The organism is Betaproteobacteria bacterium (assembly GCA_009693245.1).
Taxonomy (GTDB): Bacteria; Pseudomonadota; Gammaproteobacteria; order Burkholderiales; family SHXO01; genus SHXO01.
Genome location: SHXO01000021.1, coordinates 20,515 through 37,644, shown reverse-complemented (window position 1 = coordinate 37,644; position 17,130 = coordinate 20,515). Strand labels below are relative to the sequence as shown.

Annotated in this window: 14 protein-coding genes; 2 read left to right on the top strand and 12 right to left on the bottom strand. The window is 59.8% G+C overall.

Translation table 11 applies throughout. The annotated features are described in order from the left end of the window. Positions 1-512: 512 nt before the first annotated feature. From EXR36_05420 to EXR36_05380, 9 genes are all read right to left on the bottom strand, one after another. Positions 513-605, bottom strand: a complete 93-nt coding sequence (locus EXR36_05420; GenBank protein MSQ59083.1) for a hypothetical protein — start codon at positions 603-605, stop codon at positions 513-515. Between the two features lie 286 nt (positions 606-891). Beyond that, on the bottom strand, positions 892-1,305 hold the full coding sequence (locus tag EXR36_05415) for a hypothetical protein (protein ID MSQ59082.1): 414 nt from the start codon (positions 1,303-1,305) through the stop codon (positions 892-894). 174 nt (positions 1,306-1,479) lie between these two features. Continuing rightward, positions 1,480-1,803, bottom strand: a complete 324-nt coding sequence (locus EXR36_05410) for a hypothetical protein (protein MSQ59081.1) — start codon at positions 1,801-1,803, stop codon at positions 1,480-1,482. A gap of 329 nt (positions 1,804-2,132) precedes the next feature. Further along, the gene (locus EXR36_05405; GenBank protein ID MSQ59080.1) at positions 2,133-4,703 is read right to left on the bottom strand and encodes a VWA domain-containing protein; all 2,571 of its coding nucleotides are present in this window, start codon (positions 4,701-4,703) and stop codon (positions 2,133-2,135) included. A gap of 3 nt (positions 4,704-4,706) precedes the next feature. Further along, on the bottom strand, positions 4,707-6,500 hold the full coding sequence (locus tag EXR36_05400) for a hypothetical protein (GenBank protein MSQ59079.1): 1,794 nt from the start codon (positions 6,498-6,500) through the stop codon (positions 4,707-4,709). 163 nt (positions 6,501-6,663) lie between these two features. Continuing rightward, positions 6,664-7,566 (bottom strand): DUF58 domain-containing protein, encoded by a 903-nt coding sequence (locus EXR36_05395; GenBank protein ID MSQ59078.1) that lies wholly within the window; start codon positions 7,564-7,566, stop codon positions 6,664-6,666. A 41-nt stretch (positions 7,567-7,607) separates the two neighbouring features. Further along, complete coding sequence (locus EXR36_05390) at positions 7,608-8,609, bottom strand: MoxR family ATPase (protein MSQ59077.1); 1,002 nt, start codon at positions 8,607-8,609, stop codon at positions 7,608-7,610. Further along, complete coding sequence (locus tag EXR36_05385; protein ID MSQ59076.1) at positions 8,606-10,189, bottom strand: hypothetical protein; 1,584 nt, start codon at positions 10,187-10,189, stop codon at positions 8,606-8,608. The genes EXR36_05390 and EXR36_05385 overlap by 4 nt, the downstream gene beginning before the upstream one ends. Positions 10,190-10,283: 94 nt before the next feature. After that, positions 10,284-10,784, bottom strand: coding sequence for a hypothetical protein (locus tag EXR36_05380; GenBank protein ID MSQ59075.1), 501 nt, complete (start codon positions 10,782-10,784; stop codon positions 10,284-10,286). A gap of 9 nt (positions 10,785-10,793) precedes the next feature. Here EXR36_05380 and EXR36_05375 point away from each other — a divergent pair, with 9 nt between their 5' ends. Further along, positions 10,794-12,269: a sulfatase gene (locus EXR36_05375; protein MSQ59074.1), complete on the top strand. Its 1,476-nt coding sequence runs from the start codon at positions 10,794-10,796 to the stop codon at positions 12,267-12,269. A gap of 382 nt (positions 12,270-12,651) precedes the next feature. Then, positions 12,652-13,284, top strand: coding sequence for a suppressor of fused domain protein (locus EXR36_05370; protein ID MSQ59073.1), 633 nt, complete (start codon positions 12,652-12,654; stop codon positions 13,282-13,284). A gap of 7 nt (positions 13,285-13,291) precedes the next feature. Here EXR36_05370 and EXR36_05365 read toward each other — a convergent pair whose 3' ends face one another. The 3 genes from EXR36_05365 to EXR36_05355 form a co-directional block, all read right to left on the bottom strand. After that, positions 13,292-15,007 (bottom strand): dihydroxy-acid dehydratase, encoded by a 1,716-nt coding sequence (locus EXR36_05365; protein ID MSQ59072.1) that lies wholly within the window; start codon positions 15,005-15,007, stop codon positions 13,292-13,294. Positions 15,008-15,203: 196 nt separating this feature from the next. Next, the gene (locus EXR36_05360; GenBank protein ID MSQ59071.1) at positions 15,204-15,860 is read right to left on the bottom strand and encodes a hypothetical protein; all 657 of its coding nucleotides are present in this window, start codon (positions 15,858-15,860) and stop codon (positions 15,204-15,206) included. 61 nt (positions 15,861-15,921) lie between these two features. After that, positions 15,922-17,097: a thiolase family protein gene (locus tag EXR36_05355; protein MSQ59070.1), complete on the bottom strand. Its 1,176-nt coding sequence runs from the start codon at positions 17,095-17,097 to the stop codon at positions 15,922-15,924. Positions 17,098-17,130 lie beyond the last annotated feature (33 nt).

Genomic DNA, 17,130 nt, shown 5'->3' with positions numbered 1-17,130 from the left:
TACAAAGCCAGTGAAGAGGCTCGCAAAACGCCTTGAAAGTCGAGAAATAACCCGGCTGAAGGTCACCTGGCCGAGAATGAAACTCATTTCGCTAACGCGGTAAGAGATCCGTCGTAGAAAAGTGATTATTAGAGGTGCCCTTAATTTACTGCCGATACGTTTCAGGAGGAGTACCGCAAATGGGTGGACACGGCGCTTCGAGAAATCGGGACCAGGCGAGACGAGACCTGGACTCGGTCAGTTGCGGTAGGGAGCGAGCGTTACATTGCCGGAGTAAAGGAAGCGCTTGGGCTCAGGGCATCGCACCGAGAAATGGCCGAATCAGGAGAAGGACTCGTGCTGCGCGAACCACGGAAACCTTATGTGTGCGAATGCGGTATGGAAAGTACTGCTTTAAGACTCGACAACACGTTTTCATGGAACGAATTGCATGAATCGACAATGGCTTAGGGAGGTCCGACCCGAGACCCTTCTTTGCCTCCCGTGGAGTACTGGCGAGGCACCAAGCCGAGTCAGGCGGCGAACTGGCGGGCATTCTTGAACTCTCGTGCATTGCCCACGGCCGCCACCATAGCCAGTGCGATCAACGGACCGATGCCAGGAATGCCCCATCAGGCGCCGTGCCGGCTCGCTCTGCTTGGCCATCACCTCGAACTGGCGATCGAGTTCCACGATGCAATGATCCCGCACACGCAAGTGTGCGAGCATTTGTTCGAAACTCAACCGCAGCATCGCCGGCAGGCACTCCGCCGCCGCGCTGGCCTGTTCGCGCACCGCCTGAGTGCCCAGAGGCAGCGCTTTGCCCAACCCGGCCAAGACCGCCCGGTTGGGGTGGTGGGTATCATGGGTCCGCGCCCAATTCGGATTGACATGCGGCGCTATGCCCTTCGGTTATTGCGCCCTACGCGGGCTGGTGGGAAGAGGCACGGATTTTCCGCCCTGGTTGGTCACAGGCACCATGAAGTCGATGGACAGCCCATTCTGGTGGGTGCGGTGCGGGCGAATGCGCCCGCCCGCTGCCCAACCCGTTTCACCGTATACGAAAACCTTGGAAGGGATGCTCCTTTCCATCGCCGCGTACGTGGCCACGACGATTTCTTTCACCTTGGAATGCAGGTGGTTTCGCCAGAGGACGGCGGCCAGTAAACTGTACGCGATGAAGTTGGCGCCTTTAACGGGCAGAGAGACCGCATTTTCTAAACGGCCCTTGGCCACCGTCCCGTAACAGGTACTTTCGGCAACGGCGCCGGCGCAGTACCACCCCGCAGCAAGAAAGACAGCCGCCTTTACCCGCGTTACTTTCACGCAGCGGCGGCGCTCTTACTTCTTGCTCGGGTCGTCCGCGGGATTCACGTAGACGGTCCCCGTGGGTCCGGTACCCGTCACGTATATCGTGACGGACTCATCCCTGGTCATCGCGAAGTGATTAGCGCCCGGGGGCTCGGTGTAGAAGCTGCCAGGCGGCAATGCTTTCAGCTTCTATTCGTCGAAGGTGTCGCCATGGGCGAAATAAAACGTTCCGGAGACAACGATCCCCACACGGTCGTCGGGATGGGCATGGGGTTGAATCTTGCCGTTAGGCCCGAGCTTGAGGAAGACCGTGTAAAGACCTGCTTGCTTGGGACTGCCTGACAACACTCCCATCCGCAATCCACTCACTCCCGACGTACCGGACTGGGTGGTGGCGGACTGGGGCGTCTTGATCTCCTCCGGCGCGAGCCTTATCAGCCGCCTGTCATCCTGCCCCCATGCGGTGGTGGCGCCGATGCAACCCGCCACGATTACGAACGCGAATACCTTCACGATCTCTCCTCCCTATAAATAAGTAATGGTCTTGCCCTTGCATTATGCGGCTTTGCGCGGCCGTTCATCAATCCGGGTGCTTCAGACATTTCCGTGGGACGGCGCGTGTAAATGCGGCGGATTTAAGTGGGTTCTCAAACCGAATCTCCCTCATCCCCCGTCCTTCTCCCGAAGGGCGAAGGGAGTATGAGAACCATTCGCTTCAGGGCAAGTGAGATTCCTAATTCCAGGGTGTACGTTTACCCTTTTTCCCTCGGGGAGAAGGGCGAGGGTGAGTGAACGGCTTCCTCACAGATTCACACGAAATCCGGATGAACCTCGCTCCGAGCCTAAGTATCCAACCACCGGCGCACGATGGGTGCGCGGCGCACTGACAAATCCAGAAGATAGAAGACCAAAGCCACTAGAGCGAACCAGCGCCATAGAGGTTTCTCGATCTGCCCCACCTCGCCGTAATCCGCGAAGATCTCGTCCATCGTTGGCGCGTACTTTCCGCCGGTTTCCCGCGCGATGGCACGCAGCAATTCGGTGTTGGGGGGCAGCGAACGCAATTCGTCCGAGAACGGGTAGTACAAACTCCTCGCGCCGGTGGCCCCCGCCCACTGGGCGCTGATGCCTCCGCCGACCATTAATTCGAAACGGAAAGGCGCGGCCGTGGAGGTGGCCACAGGCATCTTCAGTTGGTAAAAACCGGGCGCGATCTGGCGCATGGCGGCGACGCTGCTTGCGCCTTCGGGCGTGTGGACCCGGATTCGTGGCGCGAGTTGGTCGCGAAAAGTACCATCGGGATTCGCGGCATGCACTTCCACGATGGCCTCATCGCCTTCCCGCCGCACGGCGAAGCGCAGTTCTTCGTTCAGCTCGCGGCGCATGGTCTCGCGCACGAGCTGGCCCCAGAACTTTCCGTAACCGTTCCAATTGATCCAATCCGCCGCCCAGCGGTTCTTCACATCCGAGGTAAAAGCCACCGTCTTGCCCAATCCGTGATGCCAGCGCGCGAGTATGGGGGCGCCCGATTCGGACGTAAGCAACACTTCCGATAGCGGTTTGGCTTGTGTGCTGGCGAACCCCTTCAACGCAGGCGCGTCCTTGAAGTCGATGCCACGCAGAGCCTCGATGCGCCGCTTGACCAACACGCGGACGGGCTCCTCCACCAAGTTGGCGCGCACGGCGTTTTGCGTGTCCTCGACAAAGATCTGGGGCACCATCTGCGCTGTTTGCGCGTGGTACGCGCGCCCCTTGCCCCACTTGGCGATATTGCCCATCAACTCCTTATCCGCCCCCAGACCCAAGGCAACGGTGGACACGGTGATCTGTTCCTTGTTCATACGGTTGAGCAAGCGCTCGAAATCCGCTGGCGCGGTATCGCCGTCGGAGAGCAGGATTACGTGCTTGGATTTGGCGCCGGACTTGGCCAACACGCGGTAGGTGATTTGAAGCGCGGGATAGATATTGGTCTGCCCGCTCGCCTGAATGCGGCTGATGAGGTCCTCTGCCTTCTTGCGGCTACGCACGTATTGCAAGGGCACGGTTTCGTAGGGCTGGGAATCGAACGTGATGACGGTGAAGCGGTGCTGCTCTTCCAGCATCTCCAGGGCGGCGATGGTGGCGGCCTTGGCCAACTCGATATTGCGGCCTTTCATGCTGTAGGAACGATCCACCACCACGGCCAAGGCTAGGTCTTTGCGCTTTTCCTGTGCCTTGAAATCCACCGGCAGCGCGCGTTCCAGCGGCGTGCCCGCGAAGCCCTTCTCGCCGTAGGTGGATTCACCCGCGGCGAACAAGAGACCGCCGCCGCGTTCTCGCACGTAAGTATTCACCGCCGACATTTTCTCTTCGCTCAAATGCGCAATGGGGATGTCGGACAGCATTACCGCATCGTAGCGGTCCAGGCTCGCCACGTCCGCAGGCAGATCTTCCGCGGCCCGCGTATCCACTTCAATGCCTTGGTTCACGAGAGCATCGCGCAAATACTGGCTGGCATTGGGCTGGCCTTCCACGTAAAGAATCTTGGCGCGCGGCCCCACCCACACGCTTTGTTGTGCGCGGTTGTTCGCGGCGATCTCATCGTCCTGGGCTTTTACCGAGGCCGTCAATGACACGCTGCCGGAGCGGCCAAGGCGCACAGGCATATTCACGCTATTGATTCCCACACGCAAGGCAACTGCCCGGGAAGCAAGAATTACATTGCCGGCCTCTATGGACACAAGAGCACCGGTGGGCTGTTGCGCCACTACGCGCACGCTCACGCTGCCGGGTTCGTCGCGGCGCAAGGTATCGGGCGCCTGCAAGGATTCCACCCACACGTCTTTGCGAGCCCGCGGTTTCGCCGGAATGGTGAAGACGCGCACACCGGCCTCTTTCAAGCGTGGTACCGCACTCCAAACGTCGCCGCCGGTTTGGTTGCCGTCACTGAGCAATACCAGGCGCTTTAGCTGGCGGGCGTCAAAACCCAGCAACGATTCCTGCAACGCCAACTCGATATTGGTCGCGCCCTGATAAATCAAATCGTCCGCGTCGCGCTCGTCCGTAACGCCCACATCGCGTAGGGCATCGAGGTTGCCTAGCAGTTTTGGCCTGCCGGCGAAGGCCACGTAGCGCGCGGTCGCCGCCCGGCCCGAGGCGGACTGCATCCAATTTAACGCTGTACCCACGAAGTCAAGGGCGATGCTGCGCGAAACATCCAAGGCGTAGACGACGGACACCTCGCGCGTCGTGGCTACCCACACGGGTTGTGCCAGCGCGATGACCACCGCTGTCACCGCGAGGCTGCGTAGCCAGGCGGCTACGTAGCGGTGCTTGGCACTCAGGTTGGTCCGGCTGCGAGCGCTTGTGTACCACAGCGCCGGCAACAGAATCAGAAATACGGCCGCCCACGCGGCTTCGAAGCGTACCGTCATTAGCTAGACAGTAATCCTTCGGTGATAGGTCATCCACTCGGCGCTGAGCAACGCCAGCGCAACGAAAAGCAGTAGCACCCAAGGTTCGGCACGGGTTCGCGGCGCCGGCTGTTGGGAGTCCTCCGTATGCGGCGCGAAATGCGACCGGTTAACCGAGATCATCTCGCCGCTGAATGCATTGACGGCAACGCGCAGCACGCGATCGGCCGTCACCACCGTATAAAACCCGGCGCCCGGCGATTCGAAGGCGATGCCGTTCGCCATGGCGCGAACGGGAATTTCTTTTCCATCCAATCCCAATACCCGGCCCCCAGGTGCGGGAACTTCCACCAAGCCGGGCGAGCGAACCAGTGCCTGGGGCTCTCCCGTGAGCCATTGCAGAGTGTTCGCCAGCAACACCGGAAATCCCGCTTGCAAAGGCAAGTTCGAATTCGAGAGATCGAAGGTAGTGGCGACCCAACGCGGGTCTCCCGCGCTCGCAACGATAAGCGGGCCCTTGGCTGCATCGCTTGCCAGCACGACGGCACGCGCCTTGGTGAGATCCGCCACCTGCCATTTCATGGCGCGCTCCACCACTACGTCGCGCAAGCTCAGATGCTCCATCACCGGATGGTGCTCGTCCCAGATGTTGATGGTGGCTTCATGCAGCTCTCCCGCGCTCGCAGGCAATCCGGCGGGGCGCTCCGGGCGAATCATCAATGCTGGAAAGGGCAGCGGCAGTGCCGGCGCCATGCGATCCAGAACCACCGCGTCGAAACCATCCTCTTCCTTCAACTTGGGCGAAGACATCAGCGTGAGTTGCAGGCGCGGTTGCAAACGTAATGCGCGTTCCAGGACGGCGTTACCCCGCGTGACAAGCGCAACTCGTATCACGCTCTTGGCGGGCACGAAGGAAAAAGCGGTGTTGTCCGCATCGTACGCATCGGATGCCGAGAGCATGGAAGCCCGCACGGCCCCAGGCGGAAAAGCCGATACATCGATCACGGCGGAAGCTGTGCTGTTGCCAGGAATCGCCACATGCTGGCGGATGAGACGGCCATGGGCGCCGGTGATGGTGAGTTCCGCTTGCTCCGTGCCCGCGGATGCGTTGAACACTTCCAGATAAGCGGCATGCTTGCGCGCACCGGCGGGTTGTGCGCGCACTTCGAAGGCCGTAATGCCCAAGTTCTTGGCACTCTCAAAAACCGAATGCACACGGTAACCCTTCGGTACCTGGATGGCGCTTACACCATCGCCAATGAACAATGTATCCAAGGTACGTCCGTCCGCGGGGGATGCAGGGGCCATGGGAAATCTCGCCGTCCCCACGGCGGGTCGCAGCTTGTCCAAGCGGATGAGTGCCTCGGCAAGCTTCTCCCATGCGGGACTGCCGGATTGGCGCAACGTATCGAGCACCATGAACTGGCTACCGGCCCCGGCGCGCTCGATGGCGCCGCGAGCATACTTCACCGCATGATCCCAGCGCGTCTTGCCATCCTGGGTGCGCGTGGCAAGCGATACGGAGTTATCCACGACGACAAGCAAGCGCTTGGCACCTCCACTCACGAGCCGCCATTCCGGCTGGGTAAAAGCCAGCGCAACGGCGAGCGCGATGAGCGCCGCCACCGCCAAGGAAATCCACCAACGCAAACGGTCCGCATCGCGCTTGCGGGCCTTCAGCACGCGACTCCATATCACGTTGGAGGAAATACCGATTCGGCGCGCCGAAGGCCGCAGCAGGTAAAGGCCCAGCACGGCCAACGCCACACCCGCGAGCAGCGCCAAGGCGGTGCTCGAACTTGCGGCTAGGAAGTTCAACCTAAGACCTCACCACGGAGGCACAAAGACACGGAGAAAGGCAAAGGCTTTCTTAGTTTGTGGTTGCGAGCGCGTATATCTCGCTGCCGAGAACATGGGTTAGCAGATGAAAAGTTTTTCTCTGTGTCTCTGTGCCTCTGTGGCCGCCTTGCATTTTCGTGGTTCAACGCAACACTCCGTGCTCGCGGAAGAACTTCAGCATCAAGTCGTCGAAACTGACAGCGGTGGAGGCTTGCGCGTAACTCCACCCGTACTTGCGGCAGAAAGCTTCGATCCCCTCGCAGTGTTCCAGGAAGGCTTTGCGGTAGGCCTCCAGCAAACCCGGGGTCACGTGAACCTCCGTGGCCACTTCGCTTTCCGCGTCCACCAACGTCACTTCCTCGGGCAGCTGCGGGGACTCTTCGTTGGGTTCGGTGACTTGCAGCACCGCCACGTCATGCCGGTAACGCCGCAGGATGGCGAAGGGCTCCTCCAGGCCTCCGGCGTCGAGAAAATCCGAGATGAGCACCACGAATCCGCGTGCGCGCGAAGAGCCAAAGTAATTCCGTATGGCCGCGTCCAAGCTGGTCCGCCCGGCGGGCGCCAGGGCCTCCAAAAATTTGAACACTCGCCAAGTCTGGTTCTTCCCGCGCCGTGCGGGCAATGCATCCACGATGCCTTGGGCGTAGGCCACGACACTCACGCGGTCGTGGTTGAGCAAGCTGATGTGGGCAAGGGCCGCGGCGAGTTTTCTCGCGTAATCGAATTTGGCGGGCGCGCCGAAGTCCATGGACTTGCTGGTGTCCACGAAGATGTAGATAGGCAAGTCGGCCTCTTCCTCGAACAGGCGCAACAACAAGCGGTCGAGCCGCATGTATATTCCCCAATCGATGTAGCGCGTGTCGTCCCCAGGGCTGTAGGGCCGAAAGTCGCTGAACACCATGCCCGCGCCGGTGCGCTTCGAGCGGTGTTGGCCGCGCAAATGTCCTTGCGCGCGCTGGCGCGTGAGCAGGCTCAGCGTTTCTAGTCTGCGCAAGAAGGCTTCGTCGAAAAGAGGCTTGAGATTGGCGGGAGCGAGCGCTGCCACGAGACTTCCTTGTCGAGCCGTTTATTTAACCGCTTACGGTTTTACTCCTTTGGCAGCGGCGTTTTATCCAAGATGTGTTCGAGGAGGTTGTCAGTGCTGATGCGCTCGGCTTCGGCTTCGAAATTCAGAAGGATGCGATGGCGCAACGCGGATAGGGTAACCGCGCGAATATCGTCGCAGGCCACATGCGCGCGGCCTTCCAATAACGCATGCACCTTGGCGCCGAGTATCAAGGCTTGGGTGCCGCGCGGGCTGGAGCCGAAACGCACGTAGCGCTTGGTCATGTCCGGCGCCGCGTCGTGTTCCGGATGCGTACCCAGGGTCAAGCGAATGGCGTAATCCTGCACGGGCTTGGCGATGGGCACGGAACGCGCGGTTTCGCGCATCTCCAGGATTTGCCCGCGCTCCATCACCCGCTCCACCACCGGTTCTTGCTGCTGGGTAGTGCGATCGACGATCTGATGCAAGCCATCCACGGAAGGGAAACCGAGTTTGAGCTTGAAGAAGAAGCGGTCCAACTGCGCTTCGGGCAGCGGGTAGGTGCCTTCCATCTCCAATGGGTTCATGGTGGCGAGCACGAAGAAGGGCTGCTCCAGCGGATAGGTCTGCCCGGCGGCGGAGACGCTGTTTTCCTGCATCGCTTCCAGTAGCGCCGATTGGGTCTTGGGTGTGGCGCGGTTGATTTCGTCCGCGAGCACGAGATTGGCGAACACCGGCCCGCGCTGAAACTCCATGATCTTCTTTCCGGTATCGGTCTCGTGCACCATGTTGGTCCCGATGATGTCGCTGGGCATTAAATCCGGCGTGAACTGAATCCTGGAGAATTTAAGGTGCAACACGTCCGCCAAGGTCTGCACGAGCTTGGTTTTTCCGATGCCTGGAATACCTTCGAGCAACACGTGGCCCCGCGCCAGCAGGCAAGTCATGATGCCCACGATGTTGTCTTCGTTGCCCACGATGATGCGCGAAATTTCATCGCACACGGTACGAAAATTCGCGCGGAACAGGTCCATCTGTTTTTCTACTTCACTTACGCTGATCATTGCGGTTTGGCCTCGTTGGCATGCAAATTCAAAAAATAATCCTTGACCACCTGGCGGTGCTTCACGGAGATGTGCTCGGGATCCATGGCTTGCGACTGGGTGTACCGTGTATTGGCGCGCACATTTTGTAGCGCGACTTGCGAGGCTTGTGCGCGGCTCTCGGCGTAATACCAGCCTTCCGCGCCCGTCTCGCCGTCTTCGCCTTCCTTGCGTATGCCCTCTTTCTTGAGCTTCACCGCCAGCGGCGTTTCCTTGTTACCGATGACGGGGCCGGCTTGCGATTCGCCTGCCGCCGCTCCGGACTTGCTCCCTTCTTGCGTGACGGAGGGCTTGTCGCCCTTGGCCACGGCCGCCGTGCGAAACATGATGCCACCGCTCATCGCCGTGTCGCCGCTATCAGGAGAAGGCGTGCCCGTAGGCGGATTCTGCGTTTGGGCGGAGGAGTAGCGCCCAGCGGACTGAATGGAAGTTTGCGCCACTTGCAACTGCTGCATCTGGGTCAATTGCCGGATGGCCTCATTACCGGCGGACTGGGCATCGAGTTGCTTGGCAATTTGCTCCAGCCTGTCCACCACTGTCTTGGGCGCGGCGCTTTCGAAATGCTGGCCCTCCCCCGTGCCTGTGGCCTTGCTAGCCTGGTCCAGGAGTTTTTCCAGTTCCTTTTCGCGCGCGGCCGACTCCGCATCCAGTTCCCCGGAATGCGGCTGGAGGGCGCGTTGGCCCAGCATGCGATCGAGCATCTCCTTGGCGCGATCGGCCCGCTCGGAGTTATCCCAGCTCGTACTGGACTTTTCCTTCGTGTTGCGCAGGCGTTCGGCCAACTGCATGAGCCCCTCGCGCATGGAACTCATTTCCATGTTGTTCTTATCCACCGCTTCCTTGGCGTCCGCCAAGGCTTTGCGCTTTTCCTCTTCCGTGGCGTTCTTGCGTTCCAGGGCGGCGAGCGCTTGTTCGAGCTTTTGCGCGGCCTCGCCCTCGCCCGCCTTGGCTAGCAACGCGCGAATGGCTTTTGCTTTTTCCGCATCAGCCGCGCTCGATGCCGGGTTCACGGACGATTGCCATGGCGCCGGTGCCAACGGGCCGGCCACGGATAACGCGGCAAACAACACCGCCAATCCACCAGCGGCCCAAGCACTGCGCGGCAAGGAAAGCGGAACTACATGGGCGGGATCGAGCTTCATCGCCGTGCGGGTGGCTTTCTCGACATGGTGAGAAATCCAGCCGGACAACGACGTCGCGGGCCCTGGTTCGATGATCCCCATGAACCAATAGGCGCTCGAGATTTCGTCCTTGAGATTCGCACGCTGGTCCGCTACCGCCGCCGCGCGGCCAAGCGTATCGCGGCCTTGGACCAAATCCCTCAGCAGCAAACCGGCGAATAGGCACAGGCCCAAAATTCCAACCAACACGACAATTGCCCAAAGGGCGGGATTTTCCTTGCCCGCCAGTGCTAGGCCGCGCGTGAGCACACCCGCGAAAAGTACCCCGCATAGGACGAGCACCGCGCCACGCAAGTAGCGCATGAGGCGCAGACGGCGTTCGATACGGGCAAGTACATTCTTCAAGACGGCTTCTGACATCGTTGGATTCTAGCAGTGCGAGCCTAAGGAAAAGCCGGAGAAGTCTTCCGTTCGTGGTGAGCTAGTCGAACCATGAACGGAAGACGGCGCTAGCCTACTTCGCCTGAAATTCAGTGGCTTTAAACAGCTTGTAGGTTCCCCAAGACCGGTTGCAGCCCTGCACGGTGCCAGGCACCACGCTCGGAAAAGGCCCCATGCGCTCCCAGTCGGCTTGCCAGAGATAGCTTTGATACTTACCCGTTCCCGGATATCCCGTCCACTTGCCACCTTGTGAATCGGAGGTGAAGGCGAAGAACATGCGGTCGCCGTCCGTATCCACCACTTCGCAGTAACCGTACTCGTTGAGCTTGCCTTGCACCACGGTGAAGGCGCTGTGGCACGAAGACGCGGAGCGGTCGAGCACGCCCCCTTGCGTCATGCTGCGCACCGGGCCGCTGCTGGAAACCGCGCCTCCCATCACATCCTTGGAGTGCTCGATCACCTTCACGTCGCCGCCATAACAATAGACAATTTCGAATCTACCCTCGGCCGCCAGCGGTGCCGCACTGGCCGCACCGGCAAACAACCATCCCAATCCCGCGAACAAAAGTCTCATTGCACCCTCATGGATTTCCAACGACCGCAGCCAGCCTGTTCAATGCAGGTAACATCCGTGCCAAATATACACGCCGGAGAGATCATGCCGTTTCGAATCGCGTTGTGCCTCGTCTTGAGCACCCTACTTGCGCCGGGCCATGGCGCGCAAGCTCAAGACAAGCCGCACATTCTCTACATCACCATGGACGATCTAGGGTGGAAGGATGTTGGCTATCACGGGGGCAGCATACAAACGCCCAACATCGATACTCTGGCGCAACACGGCTTCCGGCTGGAAAAATTCTATGTCCAGCCCTTTTCTGGACAAACACGCGCGGCGGCCATGACCGGCCGTTATCCCATGCGCTACGGTTTTCAGACCTTGTCTCCGCAACCCTTCAGCACCTACGGACTGCCCGGCGACGAGCGCATTCTGCCGCGAGCCCTCAAGGATGCGGGCTACCGCACGGCGCTCATCGGCAAGTGGCATCTGGGCCACGCAAAACCCGAGTACTGGCCCACCGAGCGCGGCTTCGACTTCCACTACGGCAGTTTGATGGGCGAGGCGGACTACTTCAAGAAAACCGCCCGTGACGGCACCCCCGATTGGCGCCGCAACGGCAAACCTATCAAGGAGCCAGGTTACGCCACCAGCTTGCTCGGTAAGGAAGCCATTAACTTCATCGGCAAGCACGACCCCAGGATGCCGCTATTCATGCATCTTTCCTTCTCCGCGCCACAGGCCCCCTACCAAGCGCCAAGGGAATATCTGGATCGCTACCAAGCCATTGCCGAAGAACCGTTGCGGGCGTACTCCGCCATGATCACTGCCGTGGACGAACAGATCGGAAAAGTGATGAATGCCCTGGACGCACGCGGCATGTTTGCCAACACGCTCGTCGTGTTTCATCCCAATTGCGGAGGCGCGCTGAAACTGAAATTTCCCGCGGGCGACGGTGACCCCCGCTTCGATGTTTCCAACAACAGCCATTTCAAGCAAGGCCGCGGTACTTACTACGAAGGCGCCGTGCGCGTGGGCGCCATCGTCTTCTGGCCTAAGCGCGTGAATGCCGGCTCCACCATCGAACCGGTACACGCCACCGACCTCTATCCCACCTTGCTCAAGATCGCGGGCGTTTCCTTGGAGCAGAAGAAATCCATCGATGGCCAAGACGTGTGGCCCGTTATCGCGGAGAACGCCCCCAGCCCGCGCAAGGAGATCCTGCTGAACATGGAGGATTTTCGCGGCGGCATCGTCGCGGGACTATGGAAGTTGATCGTCCACGGCACCTTCCCCAACCGCACGGAACTCTACTACCTGCACGGCGACCCCTCGGAAGAAAACGACCAAGCCGAAGCCAATCCGGAGAAGGTCAAGGAACTCACCAAACGCTTGATGGAGTTTGCCTGGGAGATGACCCCTTCGAAATATCTGGAAGACCTGATGAGCGCTAGAAAAACCAGCGCACCGATGTATTGGGGGGAGAATCCGCCGCGACCGTGAGGTGAAGCGGGAGTTACCGCATGGCATGCTATAAAATATAGACCTGACCCTTCCGACTGTAAGGCCTTCTAAGCAAAACCACGCCGCCACAAAATACCTAACGACCATTCGATTCGCTCCGGACAACAGCATCGCGTTAGCTTACACCGAAATTTTCTGATCTCGGCCGCGAGTGCCGTGTTTCAGAATTCCCAGGGACTTCTGGTTCCGCCGGGAGATACCGCGCCTTACATGATTACCATGACAAAAGAGAGCAGACATCGTTCCGAAGGTGAGTCGCTATACAGTTATACATTCCTGACCCCGTACCTTACCCCGTACAGACCTACTGCCAGCCAGTAAATGATAATCTGATAGTCCCCTCTGTCAGCTAAAGCTGAATATGATTGAAGAATCTGGAATCCCTTCGAGTCGAGTTGGCGAAGTTCTGATGCAGTACATAGAACGGTATTTGGGCCCGATAGATCAAAAGTTGGTTCTTGGATCTGGCACAGCGCGCGAGTTTTTCGTGTTGCGCTTTCCTGGAAAGCCCGAGCCCGCTGACCAATCCCTGGTTACTTTTGGCTTGTCCACTCATTTACTTGAAATCTCTGGGCGAGATGAAAGAATCCGGATGGAATTCGTCATTTGCGCGAATGCGTCCTTTGACTCCAAAATTCTTGCTGTCCTATTAGTGATGCTAGGAGAGATGGTCCTCGAGTCCCATTCGGTACCCGGCGTGCACTGCATCTATCCTTGCGGGAGTCCCATCATCATTGGAGGCGATCCACGTTTCGAGTACGCCTATTTGAGCTTCCCAGGTTATTTGCCTTCCGAGTTCGAAGTATGCGATGACCTGAAACCCCCTGTGCGTTTCATGCAGGTAATTCCCATAACCGCAAACGAAGTAGAGTTCATCAAAAATAACGGCTGGCGTGCATTCGAAGATGCGTTCGATGAGCAGGAGATCGATTTAATGGAATTCGGGCGGCGTCGCGAAGTGAAGGACCCGCTCAAGCACGCGGCGGTGAAGTAGTTGCGATCTAAGCCCCCTCCTCCCCCGGTTCTCCGCGCAAAAACTCAAAATCACATCCTTTATCCGCCTGCGTGATCTGCTGCGCATAGAGCCTTGCATAACCCCGGGTTGGAATGACGCGTTGTTTGAAACCCAGCCGCCGCCGCGCGAGGATGTCCTCCGGCACGAGGAGGTCGAGCTTACGGTCCTTGATGCTTAAACGAATGCGGTCGCCGGACTGCACGAAGGCTAAGGGACCACCACTGGCCGCGTCCGGCGTGACGTGGAGTACAACGGTGCCGAAGGCGGTGCCGCTCATACGCGCATCGGAAATGCGAACCATGTCTTTCACGCCGGCTTGCGCGAGCTTTTTGGGGATGGGAATGTAACCTGCCTCGGGCATGGCGCTGGGGCTGCATGGGCCAGCGTTTTTCAGGACCAGGAAATCTTCCTTGGTGACGTCGAGGGCGGGGTCGTCGATGCACAGCGCCAAGTCTTCCAGGGATTCGAATACCACGGCGCGGCCTTCGCGTTCGAACAAGGATGCATCCGCCGCGGAGCGTTTCAGGATGGCGCCCATGGGTGCCAAACTGCCGAAGAAGGCTACCAATCCGCCCATGCTTTGGTAAGGATCCGTGCGCGGGCGCACCACGTTGCGGTCAACGTAGGTAGGGGCCGCGCGAAGTCTGTCTCCCAGGGTTTGGCCGGTGACTGTCAGGCAATCCAGGTGCAGCATATCGCGCAATTCCCACAGCACGGTTTTCAATCCCCCGGCCGAATGCAGATCTTGCATGTAGTGCTGGCCGGTGGGTTTCAAATCCACCAACACCGGCGTTTCGTCCGAGAGTTGGTTCAATCGATGCAAGGAGATCTTGACGCCCGCGCGGCCCGCGATGGCCGTCAAGTGGATGATGGCGTTGGTGGAGCCGCCGATGGCGAGCAAAATTCGCATGGCGTTTTCGACGGATTTCTCGGTGATGATTTGGCTGGGTTTCAATCCGCCGTTGCCCAGCTTTACCGCGAGTTCACCGCTCGCTTCCGCAGCGCGCATGCGATCCGCGTGTACCGCGGGAATAGCAGCCGTATCAGGCAAGGTCATGCCCAACGTCTCCGCGATGCAAGCCATGGTGCTTGCGGTACCCATGACCGCGCAGGTGCCGGCGGTGGTGGCGAGATTGCCTTCGATGTCGTGGATGCCTGCCTCACCGACCTCGCCGGCGCGGTACTTGGCCCAGAATCTCCGGCAATCGGTGCAAGCGCCCAAGCGCTCGCCGCGATAGGGCAACGCCAGCATGGGGCCGGTGACCAGTTGCACGGCGGGCACGTCGGCGGAGGCGGCACCCATGAGCAGCGCCGGAACCGTTTTGTCGCAACCGCCCACCAGCACCACGCTGTCCATGGGTTGCGCGCGAATCATTTCCTCCACGTCCATGGACATCAGATTGCGGAACATGAGGCTCGTGGGGCTGAGGAATATCTCCCCCAAGGAAACCGTCGGAAACTCCAGGGGCAGCCCCCCCGATTTCAGAACGCCACGCTTGACGGCTTGAATCAACTCCGGAACGTTACGGTGGCAGTTGTTGAAATCGCTGGCGGTTTGGGTAATGCCTACGACGGGCCGGTCCAGCAGATCCAAGGAGTAGCCCATGGAGCGCGCGAAGGAGCGGCGCAGGTACAGGGCGAAATCGCGGTCGCCGTAGTGGGTGAGGTTGCGGCGCAGGCCTTTGGGATGGTCGTTTGGCATCGGAATATGATCGCGAGAGTTCGATCTTTCAGAGTTTGCAGGCCCGGCGCCACAATTTCAAGGGCCAGGTAAGAACCGCTGGCTAATTACGCAGCCAGTTGATCTCGCGCGCCGTCTTCTCGCCCACGAGCACGATGTCCAAGTTCTCCGCGACCAGCGCGGCGCGATCCGTCATTGGAATGCGGCCGCCCATGATTTACGCCAATTTTTGCGGCAAGAGAGGCACCATTTTCGGTTCCGCATAACCGTCGGGGAAGTAAGGGTGATTGGATTCCGGATCGTACTTGTCGGAAGCACCGACAGTGTGCAGCATCTCATGGGCGATGACCATGTTATTGAGGGCAGTGTCCTCGTCGCTTGCCATCGCCTGCACTAGACCGATCAAGCCATTCTGAAGGCCCACGGAATGACCCGCTATTTCTTCGCCGTAGGGATCGTAGAACTGCACGAACAGGCGCACATGGGGCGTTACCCCTTCAATATCGTCGTGCATCCAAGCCCATAGACGGAATTGGAGGCTCCAATAGATCGCATCCAGCGGATTTCCGCTACGCGGGGCGGGTGGATGGATGGCGCCGACTTCCCTTGCGACGTGCATGGTGACGGGGGCCTCCACATTCACGCCATATCTGCGCGCCTCGCGCTTGAGAAACTGCTCAATGGGGGCGAAGGTTTCCCTGTTGAGGCTGCGTATATAGGCGGCGGCGCGATCGCTGCGGTCGGCGTTAATGGGGTAGATCACAACGTCGAGGGGTTCTTCCCACGCGGTGCTGCGCGCCCGCGTCACCCAGGAACCGATGGATACGTAAGCCAGGATAACCAGCAGAATGGAAATTCGAATAGTGCGAAACACGGAAGGTCTCCGGACATTTTTCTGTGAGTCCCCGTGTTGTACGCGCGCCCGCGCGCCCCGTCTACAAACGTTCAATGATTGTGGCGGTGGCTTGCCCGTGACCGATGCACATGACCTGCAGGCCGAACTTTCCGTCCACGGCGTCCAGACCTGAAAGCATTTTTGACAGCAATCCCGCACCCGTCGCCCCAAGTGGATGGCCGTGGGCGATAGCTCCACCCCAGGGGTTGACCTTGTCCATATCTGGCTTGAGTTCCTTGGCCCAACTAAGCACCACGGTGGCAAAGGCCTCGTTGATCTCGATCCAATCCATATCCCGGATGGTGAGCCCTGCTCGCTTGAGCGCGATCTCGGTGGCGGGTATGACGCCTGTGAGCTGTAATGTAGGATCCGATCCGGTGACCACGCGCGCGCGAAATTTTGCTCGTGGCTTGAAGCCATCGGCCTTCGCCACGGCTTCGTTGGCCACCAGCACCGCGGAGGCGCCATCGGAAATTTGGCTGGAGTTGGCGGCCGTCACGACCCCCGCGCCCTCCGGGCGGAAAGCCGGTTTCAGATTTGCCATTTTTTGCTCGTCGAGCACGCCCCTTACCCCATCGTCGTGGGCGAGCGTAATAGGCATGGCCTCGGGATTCACCCCTTCAACGGGAATGATCTCCTTGTTCCACCCCGCCAGTTGCGCCCGGTAGGCGCGGCGGTGGCTCTCCTTGGAATACTCGTCCACGTCGCGGCGCGTGATGCCCCACTTATCCGCCACGCGCTCGGCGCTCTCGCCCTGGTGAATCAAGTCATGATGCTTGAAAAGCTCCGGGTTCAAACCCTCGAAACCCGCCGCGCCTTCGCGCCCCATGGTGATGTCGAGAAACATCGGCGCCCGGGTCATGCTCTCAACGCCGGAACCAATAGCGTAGTTCATGTCCCCCGCGGCCACCGCCTGTGCGGCGAAGTGCACCGCTTGCTGGCTCGATCCGCACATGCGGTTGAGCGACACGCCCGCGACGTGGGTGGGAAAGCCGGCGAGCAACACCCCAAGGCGCGCCGGATTGGCGCCCTGCTCGCCACAAAGGGTCACGGTGCCATCCACCACGTCTTCGATCTTTCCGGGATCGATTCCGGCCCGGCGTACCAAACCCTTGAGTGCGTGCGCCAATAGGCTATCTGGACGTATTTCGCGCAATGCCCCGCCCCGGCGCGCGAAGGGCGTGCGCACTGCATCGATGATGACGGCTTCTGGCATGAGTGATTCCTCTCGATGTTATGGAGAAGTGGC

Bases quoted from the DNA above. Each gene is read 5' to 3' on its own strand.
- EXR36_05405 (MSQ59080.1), bottom strand. From the start codon at position 4,703: ATGACGGTACGCTTCGAAGCCGCGTGGGCGGCCGTATTTCTGATTCTG.
- EXR36_05390 (MSQ59077.1), bottom strand. From the start codon at position 8,609: ATGATCAGCGTAAGTGAAGTAGAAAAACAGATGGACCTGTTCCGCGCG.
- EXR36_05385 (MSQ59076.1), bottom strand. From the start codon at position 10,189: ATGTCAGAAGCCGTCTTGAAGAATGTACTTGCCCGTATCGAACGCCGT.
- EXR36_05380 (MSQ59075.1), bottom strand. From the start codon at position 10,784: ATGAGACTTTTGTTCGCGGGATTGGGATGGTTGTTTGCCGGTGCGGCC.
- EXR36_05375 (MSQ59074.1), top strand. From the start codon at position 10,794: ATGGATTTCCAACGACCGCAGCCAGCCTGTTCAATGCAGGTAACATCC.
- EXR36_05370 (MSQ59073.1), top strand. From the start codon at position 12,652: ATGATTGAAGAATCTGGAATCCCTTCGAGTCGAGTTGGCGAAGTTCTG.
- EXR36_05365 (MSQ59072.1), bottom strand. From the start codon at position 15,007: ATGCCAAACGACCATCCCAAAGGCCTGCGCCGCAACCTCACCCACTAC.
- EXR36_05355 (MSQ59070.1), bottom strand. From the start codon at position 17,097: ATGCCAGAAGCCGTCATCATCGATGCAGTGCGCACGCCCTTCGCGCGC.